19 protein-coding genes are annotated in these 20358 nt (G+C 69.1%); 13 read left to right on the plus strand and 6 right to left on the minus strand.

Annotation, left to right across the window (positions count from 1 at the left end; translation table 11 throughout):
* Positions 1-507 precede the first annotated feature (507 nt).
* The 4 genes from ACFWMR_RS35965 to ACFWMR_RS35980 are packed head-to-tail and all read left to right on the plus strand — an operon-like array spanning position 508 to position 5573.
* Positions 508-1758, plus strand: a complete 1251-nt coding sequence (locus ACFWMR_RS35965; RefSeq protein ID WP_378381627.1) for an MFS transporter — start codon at positions 508-510, stop codon at positions 1756-1758.
* Entirely contained in the window at positions 1755-3071 is a 1317-nt protein-coding gene (locus ACFWMR_RS35970; protein ID WP_378381628.1) for an ATP-grasp domain-containing protein, read from the plus strand. The genes ACFWMR_RS35965 and ACFWMR_RS35970 overlap by 4 nt, the downstream gene beginning before the upstream one ends.
* Positions 3068-4327: an acyl-CoA dehydrogenase family protein gene (locus tag ACFWMR_RS35975; RefSeq protein ID WP_378275597.1), complete on the plus strand. Its 1260-nt coding sequence runs from the start codon at positions 3068-3070 to the stop codon at positions 4325-4327. Before ACFWMR_RS35970 ends, ACFWMR_RS35975 begins: the two co-directional genes overlap by 4 nt.
* Complete coding sequence (locus ACFWMR_RS35980; RefSeq protein WP_378381629.1) at positions 4320-5573, plus strand: ATP-grasp domain-containing protein; 1254 nt, start codon at positions 4320-4322, stop codon at positions 5571-5573. Before ACFWMR_RS35975 ends, ACFWMR_RS35980 begins: the two co-directional genes overlap by 8 nt.
* Before the next feature lie 161 nt (positions 5574-5734).
* On the opposite strand, the gene ACFWMR_RS35985 is transcribed toward ACFWMR_RS35980, so the two are convergent.
* The 4 genes from ACFWMR_RS35985 to ACFWMR_RS36000 are packed head-to-tail and all read right to left on the minus strand — an operon-like array spanning position 5735 to position 10896.
* Positions 5735-7039, minus strand: coding sequence for an FAD-dependent oxidoreductase (locus ACFWMR_RS35985; protein WP_378381630.1), 1305 nt, complete (start codon positions 7037-7039; stop codon positions 5735-5737).
* 16 nt (positions 7040-7055) lie between these two features.
* Complete coding sequence (locus tag ACFWMR_RS35990; protein WP_378381631.1) at positions 7056-8090, minus strand: NAD(P)/FAD-dependent oxidoreductase; 1035 nt, start codon at positions 8088-8090, stop codon at positions 7056-7058.
* The gene (locus ACFWMR_RS35995; RefSeq protein ID WP_378381632.1) at positions 8090-9616 is read right to left on the minus strand and encodes a class I tRNA ligase family protein; all 1527 of its coding nucleotides are present in this window, start codon (positions 9614-9616) and stop codon (positions 8090-8092) included. The genes ACFWMR_RS35990 and ACFWMR_RS35995 overlap by 1 nt, the downstream gene beginning before the upstream one ends.
* Complete coding sequence (locus ACFWMR_RS36000; RefSeq protein WP_378381633.1) at positions 9616-10896, minus strand: lysine N(6)-hydroxylase/L-ornithine N(5)-oxygenase family protein; 1281 nt, start codon at positions 10894-10896, stop codon at positions 9616-9618. Before ACFWMR_RS36000 ends, ACFWMR_RS35995 begins: the two co-directional genes overlap by 1 nt.
* A 494-nt stretch (positions 10897-11390) precedes the next feature.
* Here ACFWMR_RS36000 and ACFWMR_RS36005 point away from each other — a divergent pair, with 494 nt between their 5' ends.
* The 7 genes from ACFWMR_RS36005 to ACFWMR_RS36035 all read left to right on the plus strand — a co-directional run bounded on the left by ACFWMR_RS36005 (position 11391) and on the right by ACFWMR_RS36035 (position 16771).
* Entirely contained in the window at positions 11391-12155 is a 765-nt protein-coding gene (locus ACFWMR_RS36005) for a response regulator (protein WP_093938269.1), read from the plus strand.
* Positions 12156-12263: 108 nt separating this feature from the next.
* A complete protein-coding gene (locus tag ACFWMR_RS36010) occupies positions 12264-12665 on the plus strand; it encodes a cupin domain-containing protein (RefSeq protein WP_208636103.1) in 402 nt (133 codons plus the stop codon).
* The gene (locus ACFWMR_RS36015; RefSeq protein ID WP_378275586.1) at positions 12658-12981 is read left to right on the plus strand and encodes a hypothetical protein; all 324 of its coding nucleotides are present in this window, start codon (positions 12658-12660) and stop codon (positions 12979-12981) included. Before ACFWMR_RS36010 ends, ACFWMR_RS36015 begins: the two co-directional genes overlap by 8 nt.
* Positions 12981-14360, plus strand: coding sequence for an FAD-binding oxidoreductase (locus tag ACFWMR_RS36020; protein ID WP_378381634.1), 1380 nt, complete (start codon positions 12981-12983; stop codon positions 14358-14360). The genes ACFWMR_RS36015 and ACFWMR_RS36020 overlap by 1 nt, the downstream gene beginning before the upstream one ends.
* Complete coding sequence (locus tag ACFWMR_RS36025; protein ID WP_378381635.1) at positions 14357-15019, plus strand: DUF6875 domain-containing protein; 663 nt, start codon at positions 14357-14359, stop codon at positions 15017-15019. Before ACFWMR_RS36020 ends, ACFWMR_RS36025 begins: the two co-directional genes overlap by 4 nt.
* A 20-nt stretch (positions 15020-15039) precedes the next feature.
* Positions 15040-15849 carry a dimethylargininase gene (ddaH, locus tag ACFWMR_RS36030; protein WP_378381636.1) on the plus strand — a complete coding sequence of 270 codons (810 nt, stop codon included), beginning with the start codon at positions 15040-15042 and terminating at the stop codon, positions 15847-15849.
* Between the two features lie 88 nt (positions 15850-15937).
* A complete protein-coding gene (locus ACFWMR_RS36035) occupies positions 15938-16771 on the plus strand; it encodes an SAM-dependent methyltransferase (RefSeq protein ID WP_378381637.1) in 834 nt (277 codons plus the stop codon).
* An 11-nt stretch (positions 16772-16782) separates the two neighbouring features.
* Here ACFWMR_RS36035 and ACFWMR_RS36040 read toward each other — a convergent pair whose 3' ends face one another.
* Entirely contained in the window at positions 16783-17409 is a 627-nt protein-coding gene (locus tag ACFWMR_RS36040) for a response regulator (RefSeq protein ID WP_093938275.1), read from the minus strand.
* Positions 17406-18575: a sensor histidine kinase gene (locus tag ACFWMR_RS36045; RefSeq protein WP_378275581.1), complete on the minus strand. Its 1170-nt coding sequence runs from the start codon at positions 18573-18575 to the stop codon at positions 17406-17408. The genes ACFWMR_RS36040 and ACFWMR_RS36045 overlap by 4 nt, the downstream gene beginning before the upstream one ends.
* A gap of 186 nt (positions 18576-18761) precedes the next feature.
* Here ACFWMR_RS36045 and ACFWMR_RS36050 point away from each other — a divergent pair, with 186 nt between their 5' ends.
* Positions 18762-19307 carry a GlcG/HbpS family heme-binding protein gene (locus ACFWMR_RS36050; RefSeq protein WP_378275580.1) on the plus strand — a complete coding sequence of 182 codons (546 nt, stop codon included), beginning with the start codon at positions 18762-18764 and terminating at the stop codon, positions 19305-19307.
* Positions 19307-20005 carry an ankyrin repeat domain-containing protein gene (locus ACFWMR_RS36055; RefSeq protein ID WP_378381638.1) on the plus strand — a complete coding sequence of 233 codons (699 nt, stop codon included), beginning with the start codon at positions 19307-19309 and terminating at the stop codon, positions 20003-20005. The genes ACFWMR_RS36050 and ACFWMR_RS36055 overlap by 1 nt, the downstream gene beginning before the upstream one ends.
* Positions 20006-20358 lie beyond the last annotated feature (353 nt).

The following is a 20358-nucleotide window of genomic DNA, read 5'->3' on the forward strand; positions in this document are numbered from 1 at the left end:
ACCTTCAACGCTGCGAAAGTGGCTTTCGCAGCCCCGCCCCTTGTTCCCAATGTCGCATTCGAGACGCTCAGCGACACGAATGCGACATTGGGAACATCCCCGCCGAGACCACGAGCTTGCCACCTTCGCCTTACCTCTTCATCACTCACACGCCCTCCGTAAAGCCGCGAAAAGTGCCCAAAACGGGTACTCCAGCCGAAACCAATGTCCCTTGTGGACAAGCCAGGCGGCTTGTCCGTGAAAGTCGCGTAGGTGACGGTCGAGCGTGGACCGGAGCCAGATTCCCCAGCCGTCGGGAACACTTCCCCTACCTCCCGGGAAAGGTCCGGATCTAGCGTGGGGCCACCGGTCGGCCATGTCGGCAACATTCCTTGTCTCCCAAGGGACTGGACCCGCGCCGGTGTGTCTCGTCGAACCACCGCGGGGATCCGACCATGGAGGATGTGTGACCGAGCGAGCAAACGACAGCGCCGGACAGCCGAACCGGGCGACGACGGACGTGACGGCATGACCGAGGCCACGAGAGCCGGGGTCTTCGCGGTGTTGCGGGCGACCCCCGCCCCGGTCAGATACCTGCTCGGCGGCGTCCTGATCAACCAGCTGGGCGCCTTCGTCCAGACCTTCCTGATCCTTTACCTGACGTTTCGGGGCACCTCGATCGGTTTCGCCGGGGTCTGCCTCGCCGCGTACAGCGTGGGCGCGATCTTCGGCGGCATGCTCGGCGGTGAGCTGACCCACCGATTCGGTGGCCGGGCGACGATCGTCACGGTGATGACGTGCGCGGCGCCGCTCGTCGCGTCGATCCCGTTGGTCCGGGGAACACCCGCGGCACTGCTCGCGGCGGTCGCGCTGTCCGGGCTGTCGATCCAGGCGTACCGGCCGGCGGCGGCGGTGCTGCTGGCCGAGTACATGCCGGAAGAGCACCGTGTCATGGCTTTCTCGATGATGCGCATCGCGCTCAACATCGGGGCCGCCGTGGCGCCGCTGATCGCCGCCGTGGTCATCCAGGTGAACTGGGACCTGCTCTTCTGGCTGGACGGGGCGACAGCGGCGCTGTGGGCACTGCTGGCGTTCGTGTTGCTGCCCAAGCGAAGCGCGTCCACACACGGGACCGAGTCCGACGAAGAGTCCGTGCCCGCACTGAGCGCCCGTGAGGTCTACGGGACGCTGATCCGGGACACCCGTTTCCTGTGTTACCTGGTGGCGGGCATGTTCGGCATGATGATCTACGCCGGATCGTTCGCGGTGCTGCCGTTGAACATCGTCGACGCCGGTTATCCGGTGGGGCTGTACAGCACGGTGCTGGTGATCTCCTCGGTCGTGCTGATCACCTGCGAGCTGAAGATCACCACGTACATCGTCCGGATCCCGAAGTATCTCGCCGGGTTGTTCGGCAATCTGGTCAGCGCGCTGGGATTCACCCTCTACGGGCTGATGGCGGAACAGCCGTTCTTCGTGATCGCCGGTGCCTTGATGGCGGTCTCCGGGATGATGATCCACGGACCGAGCACGGCCTCCCATCCGGCCACTTTCCCGGTGGAGCTGCGAAGCCGCTACATCGCGACGAAGGAAACGCTGGCGGGCGTGGCCGCGACGATCGGCCCGATGCTGGGGCTCTACCTCTGGACCACGTTCGGCGGCCCTGGGTTCTGGGGATTCTGCGCGGTGTTGTCCGTCATCGCCGGATCGATGCACATCTACGGCCTCAAACAGCCCCCCGTGGTGAAACAGCCCGAAGTCGTGGGAGAGCGACCATGAACGAATCCAACGGTGTCCTGCTGGTCATCGGAAGCGGACTGAAGCTGTATCGCGAATACCTGGTCTCGTCGATCCACCGCTGCGCCCGCGCGGCCGGGATCGGGCTGGTGCTGCTGAACAATCTCAAACCCACCTGGCAGCACGCCTATTTCGACGAGATCGTCCACACCGACGTGTTCGACGCGGACGAAATGCTCGCCTCCGCCAGGGACGTCGCCGCGCGGCACCGGATCGTCGGCCTGATGTGCTGGGACGAACCGGTCGTACTGGCCGCGGGTGAGCTCGCCGCCGAACTCGGGGTCCCCGGCCTCGGCGTGGACGGTGTCCGCGGTTGCCGCGACAAGAACCGCACCCGCACCGTGCTGACCGCCGAAGGGCTGCCGCAACCGGGCTACGCCTTGACCACCGGTCTCGACGAGGCCCGTGCCGCGGCCGCCCGGATCGGTTACCCGGTGGTGCTCAAGCCGAGGGCGATGGGCGCGAGCATCGGCGTGGTGTTCGCCGCCGACGAGTCCGAAGTGGACGCGGCGTTCGGTGTCGCCATGGGCGCGGCCACGGTCGACCAGAGCCGTTACGGCGGCGGCGCGATCGTGGAGGGCTACGTCTCCGGGCCCGAGATCAGCGTCGACGCCGCCCTGTACAAGGGCGAGTACCTGCCGATGTTCGTGGCCCGCAAGGAAACCGGCGACCAGCCGTACTTCGAGGAGGTCGGGCACGTCGTCGACGCCGGCGACCCGTTGCTGCGCGACGCCGGGCTGATGGACGTCCTGGCGCGGGCGCACCGCGCGCTCGGCGTCGAGGACGGCATCACCCATTCCGAGGTCCGGCTGACCGATCGCGGTCCGCTGATCATCGAGATCAACGGCCGCCTCGGCGGCGACCTCATTCCCTTCCTCGGCAGGACGGCCACCGGTCTCGACCCTGGCGAGATCCTGTTCTCCGTCGCGACCGGGCGGCGGCCGGTCATCGCCCCGTCCCGGCACGCGGTCGCCGGGATCCGGTTCGGCTACCCGGACCACGACTGCCTGGTGCACGAGGTCGCCGTCCCCGCCGAAGCACCGGGCCTGGTCGTCGCGTCACCGATGGTCGGCCCGGGCACCACCCTGCGGCTGCCGCCCGGCGGCTACATCGCCCGCCATTCGTTCGTGGTGTGCGAAGCCGCCGACCGTGAGACCTGTGGCAGGCGGCTGGACGCGGCCGCCGCCCTGGTGCGGATCGACGCCGATCCGGTGGACCCACCCGAACCCGGTACCGCGTTCGAGATGCCTGCCGGGCTGCTCGACGTCGACGAACAAGAGGGAGTTTCCGCATGACCATGACCGAACCCGTCCGCACCGACGCGCCGCTGACCGGCGCGCAGATCCTCGCGAACGCGAAGGCGCTCGCGCCGATCCTGCGGGAGCGGGCGGCAGAGATCGAGCAGAACCGGAGCCTGCCCGACGACGTCGTCCAGTTGCTGCGCGACTCCGGCGTCTTCCGGATCGGGTTCAGCCGGGACTGGGGCGGCCCCGAGATGACCTCGATGGAGCAGACCGAGGTGATCGAAGCGCTTTCCTACGGCGACGCGTCCACCGGCTGGTGCGCCAAACTCGGCTCGGACATCGGGCTGCACGCCAACTTCCTCGACCAGGACGAGGCCCGCCGGATGTTCACCAGCATCGACATGCACTCCGCGGGGGTGCTCCCGGTGACGGGACACGCGGACCGGGTCCCCGGCGGTTACCGGCTCAACGGCCGGTGGAGCTTCGGCAGCGGCTCGACCCACGCCGACTGGGTGGCCTCCGGCGCCATGGTGTTCGAGAACGGCGAGCCCTACGCCAGCCCGGACGGCAGCAACCCGCACGAGTCGCGCCTGTTCATGGTGCCCGGCGACCAGATCGAGTCCCTCGACAACTGGCACACCCTCGGCCTGTGCGGTTCCGGCAGCAGCGACTACACGCTCACGGACGTGTTCGTCCCGGAGAACCACTCGCTGACGTTCGACAACCCGAAGGTCCCCAATGGACCGCTGGTGCAGCCGGACGTGATCCAGCGCAGCATGTGCGGCGTCCCGCTCGGCGTGGCGAGGGCGGCGCTGGACTACGTCCGCGGCCTCACCATGGAACGGGTCGACATGCTGAAGGGCTCGCCGTGGCGGATGAGCGGCGTCGCCTGGAAGGACAACGAACACATCCAGATCACCCTGGCCGAATGCGAGGCCGACTACAGCACCACCCGCGCCGGTGTGTACCGGGCACTCGAGCGGCAGTGGGAGGTCACCGCCGACGGCACCGGCACGCTCGACGACCTCACGCCCGACGAGCGGGTGGCCCCGGCGCTGACCGGCTGGCAGGCGTTCCAGATGTCCAAGCGGGTCGTGCAGCGGCTCTGCGACATCCTCGGCACCGCGGCCATCAGGTCGGGCGACCCGATGAACCGGTGGCTCCGGGACTCGATGACCATGGCGATGCACCCGACCGCGCGGGACCGTGTCACCCAGACGGTCGGCGCGCATCTGGTCGGCGCCAAGCCTTCCATGCGGTTCATGCTCGGCATCGTGGACAAGCCCAAGACCGAGTCCGATGAGTGAGCGACCCGTCCTGATCGTCGGGTTCGTGACGCCGGTGCTGAGGGCACTCACCGGCGTCGAACCCGACGGTTCGGTCGTCCTCGTCGAAGAGCCGGACGTGATCCGCAAACGGGATCTGCTCGCGAAACTGGCCGGGTCTTCCCTGGTCCGCGAGATGATCGGCTGGGAGCACGCCCGGCCGGGCTCCGCCGACGAGTTCCATGCCACCCACCCCGACCTCGACCCGGCCGCGGTGCTCCCGCTGACCGAGTACGCCACCCCGTTCGCCGCCCGGCTCGCCGAACGCTACGGCCTGCCGGGCGCGAGCCTGGGCGCCGCGCAGATCCTGCGGGACAAGGCGCTGCTGCGGAAGGTCAGCGCGGCCGCCGGGCTGGCGAACCCGCCGAGCGCCACGGTGACCTGTCCGGCGGACGTGCTGGCGTTCATGCGGGCCCATCCCGGCCCGGTGGTGCTCAAACCGGCCAACCGGCAGGCCGCCGTCGGCACGCAGATCATCCGGTCGGCGGCCGAAGTCGGCCAGGCCTGGGCGAGCTGCGTCGAGCAGGACGAGGGCGTCTTCGTCCCCGACCGGCCGATGGAGCTGTCGATGCTGGCCGAGCGATACGTGCCCGGCCCCGAGTACAGCGTCGAGATGCTCGTCCGCGGTGGGCGGCAGCTGTTCGCCAACGTCACCGCCAAACAGCTCTACCCCGGCCCGCGACCGGTGGAGCTCGCGCATATCGTGCCCGCCGACATTCCCGGCGACCTCAGCGGGAAACTGGTCGAACAGACCCGCCAGGTCGTCGGGGCCGTCGGATTCGGCGACGGGATCCTGCACTGCGAGTGGATCGTCTCCGACGGCGTGCCGTACCTGGTCGAATGCGCCGGCCGGATCGCGGGCGACGGGATCATGGAGATCATCGACCGCGCCTACTCGATGAAATTGCTGCACGCCTACGTCGCGATGATGCGCGGCGAGCCGCCCGCCGAGCTGCCTCGCCGTGCCACGGGCGGCGCCGCCGTCCGGTTCGTCCCGATGGAGCCCGGCGTGATCGACGCCGTCCTGGGGCTCGACCAGGCCAGGCAGGTGGAAGGCGTGTGCCTGGTGGACATCCAGGTCGAACCCGGCCACCGGTTCACCGGGCTGCGCAGCTCATGGGACCGGACCGGCCTGGTGATGGCCGTCGCGGACAGCCCGGCGGAAGCCTTGCGGCGCGCCGAAAAGGCCGCGGGCCTGATCCGTATCGAGGTCACCCCGGCGCCCTGAGGACGCGCTTTGCCGAGTCTGTGAAGGCCTCCTTGCCTACCCTGAAGGTAGTGAAGGAGGCCTTCACGGGCTCGGCGATCGCCAGGTGCACCACCAGTCACAGCGGCCGCGTGTGAAGGCCCCCTTCCTTGCGCTAGACGCAGTGAAGGGGGCCTTCATGTTCAGCGTCGAAGCCGGCGGGCCACGAGCGCGCCACCGGCCACAGCGGCCACCGCGCCCGAGTACTTCAGGATCCGATGCTGCCGGGTCGCCCGCTGAAGCGCCTTGGCGTAGGGCACGGTCGTGTTGGTGACCATGGCGTGCAGCGGCATCCATCGGTGCCGGAGAACCCTCTCAAGGACGGAGTCGACGGCCCGTTCCAGCCGGACGGCCGGAGAGCGCACGGTGTCGCGGAGTTCGGCGAAGTTGCGGTGGGACATGGAGGCGAGCGCGTCGGTGTTCGGTTTGCGGCGCGTGTAGTACCTCGTCAGCGCCGCCGCGGTGCTGCCCGGGTGGCGGGCGAGGCTGTCCGTCAGCTCCAGCGCGTCCTCGAACGCCGAGTTCATGCCCTGGGCCAGGAACGGGTAGACGGCGTGGCAGGCGTCCCCGATCAGCGCCACCTTGCCCTCGTGCGTCCACGGCGCGGTGCTGACGGTGACGAGGTTGAAGGTGGGCCGCCGCAAAAACTCCTCGCCGAGGTCCGGCACCAGCGAAAGGACGTCGGGGAAATGGGTGCGGAACAGGGACTCCACGTCCGCCGCGGTCCTCAGCGAGTCGAAACCCTCCCTGCCGTGGAACGGAAGGACGCAGGAGCAGGTGAAGGAACCGTCGCGGTTGGGGTGGGCGAACATCATGATGTCGCCGCGTGGCCAGAGATGGAAGACGTCGTCGGCCATGCGATGCGAGCCTTCGGCGGCCGCCGGGATGTGGAGTTCGCGCCATCCCCAGTCGAGATAACTCTGCGAGAATTCGGCCCGCTGATCGTGGTGCATGGCCCGGCGGACAGCCGAGAACGCGCCGTCCGCGCCCACCACGACGTCCGGCTTCACCACGAGTGCCCGGCCGTCCGGGTCCACAAAGGACACCGAGGGCAGGTCGCGGTCCACGCCCGTGCACCGTGTGTCGAACACGAACCGCACGCCGAGTTCCCGGCTCGCGGCGTCCACCAGCAACGCGCTCAGGTCCTGGCGCTGGATCGCCAGGATGCCGCCCTCGCCGTACGCCGAGAACCGCAGTCCGCCGGCGGGATCGTGCAGCATCCGCCCGCGCATCGGCACGACGAGGCGCCGCACCTCCTCCGACAGCCCCAGGCGATCGAGCGCCGCCAGGCCACGCCGGGACAGCCCGAGGTTCATGGACGTCACCGCACTGGCGGCCTCACGGGGATCCGGCCTGCGGTCGTACACCGTCACCGCGTGCCCTTGCCTGCCCAGCGAAAGCGCCAGGAACGCGCCCGCCATGCCGGCGCCCACGATCGTGAACTCCACTATGCACTCCCCTTGTTCACGCACTGACCTCCATGACAGCGCCGAGGATCTCCTCGGCGACGAGCGGCGCGGCGGCGAATCCGGACCCGCCGCAAGCGGGGCGGGACCACACCGACGGGTGGACCCGGGTGAGCATCGGGCCGTCGTCGACGGGATCGGCCGCGTAGTGGCAGTCCCGCACGGCGACGACGGCGTAGTCCGCGGCGCCGGTGAAGATCGGCTCCGCGAGCAGCCGTTCGGCCCACGCTTCGCGATCATCGTCCATTGTGGACTCGACTTCCCGGCAGACCGCGTTCGAACTGATCTTGAGCAGGGTGCCCGCTCCGGGTGGCAGCAGCCAGGCCGTGCGGTCGGCACCGATCCGGCCGACGCCGGGTGCCGACGCCCACCAGCTCGCCAGCTTCCCCGGCGGGCGCAGGTAGACCATGGTCTGGCGGTACAACGTGACGGGTTGCTCGATCAGCCCGGCGTTCCCGGGCCCCGTCGCGACCAGCACGAGGTCCGCGTCCACGGCGGTGCCGTCCGCCAGGCTCACCCGGTGCTCGCCGACGTCGGCGACGGCGCGGCGTGGCCGCAACGCCGCCGCCGGATGCGCGGCGAGCCATTCCGCCGCCGCGCGGAGAAACCGTTCGGCCAGCAGCACCCCGGCGTCCGGGTCGAGCACGCCACCGGTCCCGGCGGGGAACTCCACGGGCGACAGGGTTTCCGGCGACACGACGACCGCGGGGAGCCCGGCCTCGCCCGCGGTGTCGATCGCCTGCCCGAGTTCTTCCCGGGTGCCCGCGGTGACCACGCCGACCGGCCGGAAGATCCTCGTCCGCAGCAACGATTCCAGCTCCAGCCAGCGACGGCGGGCCCCGGCCATCCGCCGCGTGCCGTCGACGTCGCCCGGGCGCAGCACCCGCAAGGCACGGTGCTGGTCGAACGAGGTCGACGCGGGATTCGGGATGGGACCGCGGTCGAAAACGGTGACGCGGTGACCCGCTCGCGCGCAGCCGATCGCGGTCACCAACCCGGTCACGCCGGCGCCGACGACGGCGACCGACGCCATCAGCCGGCCAGCCGGGGCAGCTTCTTGGGGATGACCGCGTCCGCCTCCACCTGGCCGGGCAGTGTCGTGTCGGGCAGCGCGGCCGCGGCGAGATCGATCAGGATCGGCGCGGCACAGCGCAGGAACACGTCCACCTGGTGACAGAGGTCGCCCGCGGTCTCGACGGTCGTCGCGGCGGTCAGCCGGTCGAGCCGCCCCAGCTGCTCGGCGAGTGTCGACGCCACGGCCGTCAGGCTGAACCGCCGGAGCTCGTACCCGTCGGCGAACCGTTCGGCCATCCGCCGCGCCGTCCACCTGGCGTCTTCGGAGACCGGCAGCGGACCGCGGTCGACCCATTCGTCGACCGCCGCCGCGACCCGGTTCCACGGTCCGGTCAGCCGCGTTTCGCTGACCCGCAGCAGGGCCTCGTGGGTGAAGTCGGTGCGCTGGTACTCGGGACTGGTGGCGCAGAGATGGAAGCGGATGAGATCGCGCGGCACCTCGGCGGCCAGCTCGCGGCCGGACACGACGTGCCCGCGGCTGGTGGAGAACTTCTCGTTGGCGAGCTCGTAGAACTCGTTGGTGACGTACTGCGCCGGAAGGACGTGGCCGCCGAGCGCGGTGAGCATCGCCGTGCCCACGACGGCGAACGGGTAGGTGGCGTCCAGGCCGAGGAAGTACACCATGGTCGAACCGGAGTCCGCCTGCCACAGCTCGTCGTCGGCGGTCAGGATCGCGCCGCGTTTCTCGGCCGCCAGCGCGGTGGTGAACATGCTCCACGGCATGCCCTCCATATGCGGGTAGATCACCTGCCCGGGTACCTCCGGGAACGGCGCCGGGATGCCCCACGACGTCGGCTGGGTGATCGGGAAATCCGGCAGGGGGCCCGCCAGCGCGGACTCGACGAGCTGGGCCATGCCGGGCCGCATCGGGATCCGGGCGAAGTACGCCTCCAGCTCCGCGCGGTACCGCTCCACCGGGAAGACGAGGATGTCCGCCTCGCGGTACTCCAGTGGCTCGTCCGGGCGCAGTGTCGAACGCGGACCGATCAGGTCGCCGGGAGCGACCGGCAGCCCGCAGCTCTCGCAGACCCCGGCGTACCCGTCGGCGAGGCAGAACGGGCAGCCACCGGTGACGTAGGCGTCCATCAGGTACTCACCGGTGCTTGGCAGGTAAGGGAAACGCACGGTCCGCAGCTCCAGCGCGCCCATGCCGTGCAGCCGGTCGTAGAAGTCCATGACCAGCTTGGTGAACCGGTCGCCGATACAGCCGAATCCGTCGACCTCGATGCCCATCGTCGCCAACGTCCGCTCCACCTGGTCCGCGGAGCGTTCCCTCAGCTCCTCCGGGGCCACGCCGAGCCGTGCCGCCGCGGTGACGATGTAGTTCTGGGTGAAGTGCATGCCGGTGCCGTACAGGGCTTCCCCGCCGGTCGCGCGGGCGTACCTGGCGCAGACGTCGGCGGCGAGGAACGGGCCGGCGAGATGGCCGAGGTGCAGGTCGCCGTTCGCCGTCGGTGCCGGCGAGATCACCACCAGCCGGTTCATCAGGCGGTCCTCGACTCGGCGGCACCGCGGCGGGCGAGCAGATCGCCGACGATGTCGCGGGAACGGTGGGCCAGCACGCTGATCAACGAGTCCGCGATACCGTGCGTCGCCTCGTTGACCCCCTGCAGATAGACCGCGCCCCAAGCGGAATCGCCGAGATCGACCCGGTAGCAGCGGCTGACCGAGATCTCCGACAGGCCGACCCGATCGGCCAGGTCGCGCACCATCGCGGGCATCCGCTGATCGAAGCCGGTGCCGAGGAGCACCAGATCACAGTGCAGCGGCTCCACCTTGCCGCTGGTCCGGTCGCGCAGATCGAGGACGACCTCGTCGTCTTCGATCCTCGCGCCGACCACCTCGGTCAGCGTCCGCACCCGCGAACGCTGACCGCCGAGGCCGCGCTGCTGGTAAAGCGTGGTGTACAGCTGATCGAGGAAAGGCGGGGCGGCCCCGGCGTAGTTGGTCAGGCGCATCTCGTCCAGCATCTGTTCCCGGACCTCGGCCGGACTGTCGTAGAAGCGGTCGACGAACGACGGGAAGAACAGTTCGTTGACGAATTTGCTGGTCTGGTAGTTCTGCGGGCCCACCGAACGCACGATCATGGTGCGGGTGCTGTTGGGCAGATTGTCGTGCAGCGCCATGAACATCTCGGCCGCGCTCTGCGCCCCGCCCACCACGACGGCGCGCAGCGGGGCCTCCGGCGGCAGCTGCGCGATCCGGCGCCGGTACTGGGCGCTGTGGATGATCCGGTCGGCGGGCAACCCGGCGAAGACGTCCGGCACGTTCGCGTCCCGGCCGCCGCCCACCACCAGGTCGCGGCAGTGGATCGTGTCGCCTCCGGCGAGTGTGGCCGTCCAGCCGGTGATCGACCCGTCGGCGTCGCGCGCGGGCTCGATGCTCTGGACCCGGGCGTCGTACCGGATGCGGACCTTGTCCAGCGACCGCGCGACCCACTGCAGGTAGTCGGAGAACTCCCAGCGGAACGGGTGGAACGTGCCCAGGTTGACGAACTCGTCGAGCCGGTTCTGATCATGCAGGAAGTTGAGGAACGAGAACTTGCTGCGCGGATTGCGCAGGGTCACCAGGTCCTTGAGGAAGGAGACCTGACTGCGCGCCCACGGCATCAGCAGATCCCGTTGCCACTTGATGTCCGGGCTCTGCTCCAGCAGCAGCGTCTGCTCGGCCAGCTCCGGATTCCCGGACTCCTCGATGGCCACCGCGAGCGCCAGGTTCGCCGGTCCGGCGCCGATCGCCAGCAAACCCACCTGTATTTCAGTCACAGATACACCCCGTTCGTCCAGAATAGGGTGCCGACACTATGGAGCGGCGTTTCCCCGGGGATAGGGACGGGTTTCCCGCGGGCCGGGGAATCTCGTCATGGCCATCCGCCCGGCACTCGGAGATTTCCCCGGAACCGGGAAGATCTCCCCTTTTTCGGGGAAATCCCGGTGACTACCCTCCTCGGCGGCCGAACGGGCTTGCGGTGCTACCCTTTGAGGCTAACTCTGGAGCACTAACCCGAATGCCGGAATCTCCCCCGATCAAGACGCCGGACCTGGACTTTCCCATTGATCGGGCACATCTTCCTGCGCGAAAGATTGATTGCGATCAATTGCCCATAACAGTCGTATGGATACGTTCGACGCCTTCTACATAGACTGTTCCAGTGGCCGGCCAGTCCCATCCCCGCCACGGTCGAGCATCCACCTTCATCGCACTTCACCGAACGGAGCCGATCACGCAGGCTCGGTAACGGCAGGCACAGGGGGAAAGAATGAACCATCACGCAAGTATCGGCAACACCGCCCGTATCTGGCCGGCCGAACGTCGTGATCAGCGGCGCACAGCGAACCTGTTGTCCGGTCAAGGAGGAGACGAAGAGGACGCGGACCCCGTCTGGGTCACCGTTCTGCTCGCCGACAGCCAACCGGCGGTCCGTTACCGGGTCCGCTCCGCGCTCGAAAACGTCAGCGGCATCGCCGTCATCGGCGAGGCGGCCACGGCGAACGCGACGATCGCGGAAACCTTCCGGCACCGGCCGGACGTCCTGATCATCGACCCGCAGCTCGGCGAATCCGCCACCGTCGACGTGATCAGCAGAGTCTCCCGCGTCGCACCGGAAACCAGGGTCCTGGTACTGAGCGCGGCCGACGACGACACCGCCGTCAGATCCGCGATCCAGGCGGGCGCGCGCGGCTATCTGGTCAAGGGCGCCGATCTGGACCAGGTCATCCGCGGCGTCCAGGTCGTGGCCGCGGGTGAGGCGATCGTCGGAAAGGCGATCGCCGTCCGGTTCAGCGCCTTGCTGCGCTCGGCACTCGGCCCGGAGCCTTATCCTTTCCCCCAGCTGACCACGCGGGAACGGGAAGTGCTCGACCGTATCGCCGCGGGCAAGTCGAACGCCGCCATCGCCCGCGATCTCGCGCTCGCGCAGAAGACCATCAGCAACCGGGTTTCCGCCGTCTTCGGCAAACTCGGGGTGGCCGATCGCGCACAGGCGATAGTGCTGGCGCGGGACGCCGGTCTCGGCCGCGGCTGATTGACCGGCAATCGGGAATAGTTCCCCTTTCCCCGGGAAGTCGGCCGAACATAGCCTGCGATCAGCACCGGACGCCGGGACGGGAAAGCACGCTGATCGGAGTGGGACGTGACTGACCAAGACCAAGCTGTCGTGGACATCCGCAGGCTGGAGCACGAGAACCTGACGCGGGCCTACGGATTGGACATGAAGCTTCTGTACCCGTGGAACGGTTTGACGGCACCGTTCCGAGGAGCTTGGTGCGTACTGCGCCCCGGCGACGTATCGGTGGCCCACGCTCATCACGAGCACGAGATCTTCATCGGAATGGCGGGCGGCGCCGCGGTGATCGCCGGGGAGAAACGGCACGAATTCGTGGCCGGCGACCTCGTATTCCTGAAACCGGGAATCGAACATCACCTCGTCAATGACCGGGACGAAGACTTCTCCTACTACGCGATCTGGTGGGATCGCGCGATGTCGGACGAGTTCGTCGCCCACGAGATCGACCGGGCCGAGTCCCGTGATTGACTACGACGGGCGGAAATTCCGCAAGGCGGGCGGCGACGCCGACGCGATAGCCGTGTACCGGCAAGAAGGTGATGTCGTCTGGGCCGAATTCGCCGGCGGCGAGGTGCGACGGGGGTCGATCACCGGTGCCCAGCGCGAAAACGGCGCTCTGCATCTCGGGTACACCATGGTGCTCGCCACCGGAGAGGTGATCTGCGGGCATACGGTGAACACCCCGGAGGTGGCCGAAGACGGCCGCCTCCGGCTGCGTGAGGTGTGGGAACGCTACGGCCCGCACGCCGCCACCGGCGTCTCCTACCTCGACGAGGTGAGCTAGTGTCCCGCAGCCTGACCGACGCGGACTGGCGACGCCTCGACAGGGCCGTGGACGGCCGGGTGCGGCGTCCCGGCGAGGCCGGGTTCCGCGACTCCTCCCGGCCGTTCAACAAGCGGTTCGCCGGAATCACCCCCAGCGGTGTCGTTTCGGTGGCCAACACCGAGGACGTGCGACGAGCCATCGAGTGGGCGCGCGACACCGGTGTCGACGTCGTCGCGCGATGCGGCGGGCACAGCTACGCGGGACATTCGGTCAACACCGGACTGGTGATCGATCTCGGCGCGATGAACACCGTGTCCGCCAACGGTTCGACAGGTCTCGTGACGGTCGCGGGCGGCGCGCGGATGGCGGACGTCTACGCCGCCGTCCAGCCTCACGAGATGGCGTTCGCACTGGGCAACGGCGCCTCGGTCGGCATCGCGGGCCTCACCCTCGGCGGCGGCTGCGGGGCCACCTCGCGCGTGCTCGGGCTCACCGCGGACGCGCTCGTGGAGACCACGCTGGTGACCGCGGACGGACAGGTCCTGCGCTGCGACGCGAACACCAACCCCGACCTGTTCTGGGCCTGCCGCGGTGGCGGCGGAGGGAACTTCGGCGTCAACGTCTCCTTCACCTTCCAGGCGAAGCCGGTCGCCGACTGCGCCGGCTACCTGCTGTTGTGGGACCGCGCGGACGCGCCGAAGGTCTTCTCGGTGCTGCAAGAGATCTCGCGGCAGGCGCCGGACGAGTTCGCGACCAGGATCGGCATCAGCAAGACCGGCGAGTCGAAGGGCATCGTGTCGGCCATCGGACAGCACTTCGGTTCCGCCGAGGAGTTGCGTGAGATCCTCGCCCCCGTCCTGTCCGCCGCCCAGCCGATCCGCGCGGACATCGCGGACCGGACTTTCTGGGAGGCCAAGGACGACCTGCTGCACGAGACCTCCGAGGGTGCCTTCGCGGTGCGGACGAACATCGTCACCGAGCCACTGTCCGAGGAGGCGATCGCCACGATGCTCTCGTGCGTCGACCGCTTCCCCGGCAGCGGAAACCCGGACGGTGGTGGTGCCGCCCTGTTCTCCTGGGGCGGCGCGATCAACCGGGTGGGCGCGACGGAGACCGCGTTCGCCCACCGGAACGCGCTGTTCCTGCTCTCCATGGACGCTTCGTGGGCCGAGACCGACGAACCCGCCGTGGTCGACGCCAACCTCGGCTGGCTGGCGGACCTGGCGGACGCGATGTCGCCCTATGTGTCCGACGGCGCTTTCCAGAACTTCATCGACCCGGATCTCGCGGACTGGCGCAACGCCTACTACGGCGTGAATTACCCGCGACTGAAGGAGATCAAGGAACGGGTCGACCCCGACGGCGTCTTCACCTTCGCGCAAAGCATCGGATCATGATCGGCGACGACAAGGTACTCATCTGGACGGCGGCCGAGGTCGAAGCCGGCGCCGTGCCCGCGGAACATCTGCCGTACACCCGGGAGATCCTGGCCTGGGCCGGGCGCTATCTCGTGTCCCCGCACCCGGAACTGGGCCGGAACGGCCCGGTGTGCCCCTACACCCAACCTTCACTCCACAAAGGACTTTTCCATCTGGCGGCCCTGACCGCCATGGACGACGGTACGGACGTCCGCGACGCGATCGAGAGCCTGCGCTCGTGGTACGAACGACTGTCGGCCAGGATCTCGCCCGCGGACCGGGAACTGCTGACGATCCTCCTCGTGCTGCCGCGACTGGACTATCAGGACTCGACGGGACTGGACGGCCTGCAACGCGAGGCGAAGGACAAGTTCGTCAACGACGGCCTGATGATCGGGCAGTTCCACCCGGTCTGCGACCAGCCCGGCCTGTGGAACGAGAAGTTCAAGGCGCTGCGCGCGCCGGTCCCGTTGCTGGCCATCCGCAAACTGGTCGTCTTCGATCTGCCGTTCCTGATGGACGACGCGGTGCACGCCGAGAGCTATCTCCGGCGGTTCGCGCCGGACATCCCGCCCCGCATTCGCGACCAGCTGGTCAAACGGCTGGTGAGCACCCGGAAATCCTTGCAATCGGCCTGACGACTCGGGGGAGGAAACAGATGCGGCACTATCTCATGGTCAGACCGGCGCATTTCGACGTCGAGTACTCGATCAACCCGTGGATGGATCCCGGCAAACCCACGGATACCCGGCTCGCGATCACCCAATGGGAAGGGCTGCGCGACCTCTATCTCGAACTGGGCCACCGCGTGGACCTGCTCGATCCGGTGCCGGGCCTGCCGGACATGGTGTACGCGGCCAACGGCGCGACCGTGGTGAACGGCCGGGCCCTGGTCGCGCGCTTCCACCACCGGCACCGCCGCCCGGAATCCTCGGCGTATCTGAAGTGGCTCACCGGCAACGGCTATCGCGACGTCCGGCAAGCCCGGTGGGACAACGAGGGCGAGGGGGACTTCCTGGTCGCGGGAACCCGGATCCTGGCGGGTTCGGGCTTCCGCACCGACCGCCGGGCACACGACGAGGCCGCGGAGTTCTTCGGCGTACCGGTGGTGGGACCGACTTTGGCCGACCCGCGCTACTACCACCTGGACACCGCGCTGACCGTCCTGGACGACGACATGATCATGTACTTCCCGGGAGCGTTCACCGAGGACAGCCGGGAGCGGCTCGAAAAGCTGTACCCGGACGCCGTCATCGCCTCCGCCGCCGAAGCCGCCGCATTCGGCCTGAACGCCGTCTCCGACGGGCGTCACGTCCTCCTTCCCCAGGCCGCGACCGGGCTGATCGCACGAGTGCGAGAGCGAGGTTTCGACCCGATCGGCGTCGATCTTTCGGAACTGCTCAAGGGCGGCGGGAGCGTCAAATGCTGCACGCTGGAGCTGCGTCCGGCTCCCGGACGAGCCTCGTAGGAGCGGCCTCCTCGTCGTGAGCGGAAGCGACTCGCTGGTAGCATCTGTCCGACGTTGAGTGACCGTCTGATTACCTGTGGGGTTTGCCGTGGGCCAGGACCGTGGGACTGCCGATCTTCCTTCGAACAGGATCGACACGACCGTGCCCAGCGTGGCGCGCGCCTACGACGCCGCCCTCGGCGGCAAGGACAACTACGAGGTCGACAGGCAACTGCTCGCGCAGCTGAACCAGGCCGTGCCCGAGGTCAACATCATCGCGGTCAGCAACCGCGCCTTCCTGACCCGCGCGGTCCGCTTCCTCGCCGGCAAGGCCGGGATCGACCAGTTCCTCGATTGCGGCTCCGGCCTGCCCACGGCGGAGAACACCCACCAGGTCGCGCAACGGATCAACCCCGACGCGCAGGTCGTGTACGTGGACAACGACCCCGTGGTGCTCGCGCACGGCCGCGCGCTGCTCGAAGAGAACGACAGGACACGCCTCATCGGCGCCAACATCTTCGAGCCGGACGAGGTCCTGAAGAACGACGTCGTCACCACCACTCTCGACTTCAGCCGCCCGCTGGCCCTGATGCACGTGGCCACGCTGCACCACCACAGCGAGGCCGAAGGGATGCCACCGGCGCAGGTCCTGCAGGCCTACATCGACGCGATCCCCTCCGGGTCCTATGTGGTGTTCTCGCATTTCTTCGACCCGGAGAACGAGCACAGCCCCATCGCCCACCGGGTGCAGGCGATCCTGAACCAGAGCATCAGCCGGGGTTTCTTCCGTACCCGGAGCGAACTCGAGGAAATGCTCGCCGGCCTCGAACTCATGGACCCGGGCATCGTGGTCAACGATCAGTGGTGGCCCACCGGCCCCCGTACGGAACCGATGCCGGCGGCGGGCAACTGCATCGTCGCCGCCGTGGGCCGCAAGCCCTGACCGAGCCGCCGTCAGTTGCGGATGATCCTCCGTTCCGTGGCGACGGCCACCGCACCGGCACGGCTGTCGACGCCGAGTTTGTCGTAGATGTGGACCAGGTGTGTCTTCACGGTCGCTTCGGAAATGAACAGGCGCGCGGCGATCTGGCGGTTGATCAAGCCTTCCGCCACCAGCTGCACGATCTCGGTCTCACGAGGGCTCAGCGCGGGCGCCGGTGCGCGCATGTGCCCGAAAAGCCGGGCCGCGACCTGAGGCGCCAACGCGGTTTCACCACGCGCCGCCGCGTGGATGCCGCGGAAGAGGTCCTCGGGCGGTCCTGCCTTGAGCAGGTAGCCGGTGGCGCCCGCCGCCACCGCCCTGGTGATGTCCAGTTCGGCGTCGTAGGTGGTGAGCACCAGCACCCTCGGGGCGTCCGGCAAGGCTGTCAAGCGCTCGGTGGCGTTCACACCGTCGGGGCCGTCGCCGAGCTGGAGGTCCATCAGCACGACGTCCGGCTTCCGGGCCTCGGCGAACAGCACGGCTTCGTCTGCGCCCGTGCATTCACCGATCACCTCGATGTCGGGCTCCCCGGCGAGCAGCGCGGCGATTCCCGCGCGCACCACCGGATGATCGTCGACGATCAGCACATGGATGGTCATCGCGCCCCCTTCGTGGGCACGGCGACGGCGAGCGCGGTGCCCTCTCCCGGTGCGCTCTCGACCACCATCTCACCACCGAGCTCGGCGAGCCGCTCGCTGATCATCCGCAGCCCGTTCCCCCGGTCTCCGCTCTCGCGCGCCGAATCCGGGTCGAAGCCGACGCCGTCGTCACGGATGTCGAGGACGATCGCGTCCTCCAGGTAGGTCAGCGTCATGGCGGCTTCCTCCGCCCTGGCGTGTTCGCTCACGTTCGCCAAGGCTCCTTGCGCGATCCGGAGCAGCCCCGCCGCCACCTCGGGCCTCAGTGGATACGGCTCGCCGCTGATCTCGAAACGCACCGCGTGCATGGCCGCGAAACCGATCTGTTCGGCGAGATCCTTCAAGGTCTCGCCGAGGTCGGAGGCGTCGAGCCGCGGTGACCCCAGTCCATGGACGAACCGCCGGGCCTCGGCGAGGGTGTCGCCCGCCGCGTCGACGGCGCGGGACACGTGGCCCTTGGCCAGATCCGGCTCCGTGTCCCATGACCTCTGTGCCGCCTGGAGCAGCATCCGCATGCTCGAGAGCCCCTGCGCGAGGGCGTCGTGGATCTCGCGCGCCAGCCGCTCGCGTTCCTGCATCATCCCGGCCAGACGCTGGCTCTGGGCGAGATCGACCCTGGCGCCGAGGAGCTGCTTGACGGCCTCACCCAGCTGCCTCCGGTCGCGGTCGAGCTGGAGGAACGTCATCGTGGCCATCAGCGCGACCGCGATCGGCGCGAGCACGATGCTCGGATCGAACTCGGTCGCGATCCTCAGCTGGGCGAGGATGGTCGCGACGGTCAGCAGGACGACCACCACGATCACGGTCCGCGGGCGCAGCACCTGCAAGCAGACGAAGAACAACGGCACGGCGCACCAGGCGAAGCTCGGCGCGGCCACCACCAGGGCGAGCCAGACCGCGATCACCGCGGCCAGCCACACCGGCCGCCATCGTTCGAGCGCGGCCCAGCTCAGCACCCCGGCCACGTAGACCAGCGCGAGCGCGCCGGTGAGCACGAGGATCAGCGGCGTGGCACCGCTCAGCCCGTGTGCCGCGACGAACCGGGCCACGGACGCGGCCAGCAGCAGGAAGAACCCGGCGTGCATGGCGGCGTTGAGCCGTGTGACCGTCCCGATGTACGGCTTCATCCTGGTCCTCCCTTCGTCCTCGATGATCGTATGCGGGGAGGATGCCCCCTCCGCATCAATCGTTCGGTTGATGCCCGCACCGATCGCACGGTGTCCGATCAAGGTCCACTCTCCCGATTCGCCAGGCCCTGCCAGGCGGGAGAGTCGAGGGAGAACGAACACCCCCTCCACCGCGAAGGAAATCCGATGAACGCCAAGCTCCCCCGCACCCGCCTCGTCCTCGGGATGACGGCCGGTCTCGCGACCGTCGCGCTCGCCACCGGGCTCGGCGCGGCGCAGGCACAGGACCGCAAGCCGCAGCCGTCCGCCCCGCAGGCCGTCGTGCAGACCAGCGTGCTCGGCGTCGACGCCGCCACCCGCGCCGCGCAGGCCGCGCTGGACGCCGCGGAGAAGGAGGGACAGCGGGTCACCGTCGCCGTGCTGGACCGGTCCGGTGACGTACGCGTCCTGCTCAAGGGTGACGGCGCCGGACCGCAGACCGAGGAGTCCGCCAAGCGCAAGGCCTTCACCGCGGTCTCCTTCGGCCAGCCCACGTCCGCGCTGAACAAGAACGCCCAGGGCACCGGCCCGACCATCCGCGACATCCCCGGCACGCTCTTCCTCGCCGGTGGTGTGCCGGTCGCGGTGAACGGCGGCCCGATCGCCGGGATCGGCGTCGGCGGCGCGCCCAGCGGCGACCTCGACGAGAAGTTCGCCGCGGCGGGCCTGCGCGCCATCGGGGAACTTCGCTGATGACCGGTGGACGGGCGATAGTGGCGGTGCTCGCCGTCCTCGTGCTCGGCGCCTGCTCCCCACCGGCGTCGAGCACTCCGCCCTCGTCCACCGAGTCCCGGCCGCCCCGTCAAGGAGTACCCGTGCAGCACCTTTTCTCAGCCGACACGAGCCTCGTCAGGCAGGCCGTCGACGCCGGCGCCGACCTGGAGACCCGCGACGATCGCGGCCGGACCCCGCTGCTCGTCGCCGTCACCGAAAACCGGGTCGAGGTCGCCGGAATCCTCGTCGAGGCGGGTGCCGACCCGAACGCCCTCGACGGACGGCACGACACGCCGTGGCTGGTCACCGGCGTCACCGGGAACGTCCCGATGGCGCAGGTGCTGCTCAAGGCGAAGCCGGATCTGACCATCACCAACCGGTTCGGCGGTGTCTCGCTGATCCCCGCCTCGGAGCGCGGGCACGTCGAGTACGTGCGGCTGGTGGCGAGCAGCGGAATCGACGTCGACCACGTGAACGACCTGGGCTGGACGGCCTTGCTGGAGGCGGTCATCCTCGGCGACGGCGGGCCACGCCACCAGGAAGTGGTCCGGGCGCTCGTCGCCGCCGGCGCCGACGTCGACCTCGCCGACAAGGAAGGCGTCACCCCGCTGGCCCACGCCCGGACCAAGGGCCAGGCGGCCGTCGCCCGGATCCTCGGCGAGGCAGGCGCGCGCTGACCCGGGTCGCGCGCGACGGGGACACCTAAGTCTCTGACCCGCCGTTGCTCAAGGCCGCTCCACGCGGCTCCCGACCGGCGGCCGACGGGGAAGATCCCGGACGTCGACCGTCCGAAATCCCCCCCCGTCGTCCCCGCCGCCAGTACGAGGAGCCCCCACTGGCTCTCTCCCCCGGTCCATGGACGGCGAGTTTCCTTGGCGGAGGTGTCTTTGTGTAGCTGGGATGGAGCTGGTGTCGGCTGCCGGTCGCGGGCAAGCGGGATTTCGGGTGTCTCGGTCCGAGACCACGGCGGCTCGCGCGACGGTGGAGGATTCGGGACGTCCACCGTCCCGAATCCTCCACCGTCGACCCC

Origin of the sequence: Amycolatopsis thailandensis, from assembly GCF_042723255.1 — a bacterium.
GTDB classification, from domain to species: Bacteria; Actinomycetota; Actinomycetes; order Mycobacteriales; family Pseudonocardiaceae; genus Amycolatopsis; species Amycolatopsis thailandensis.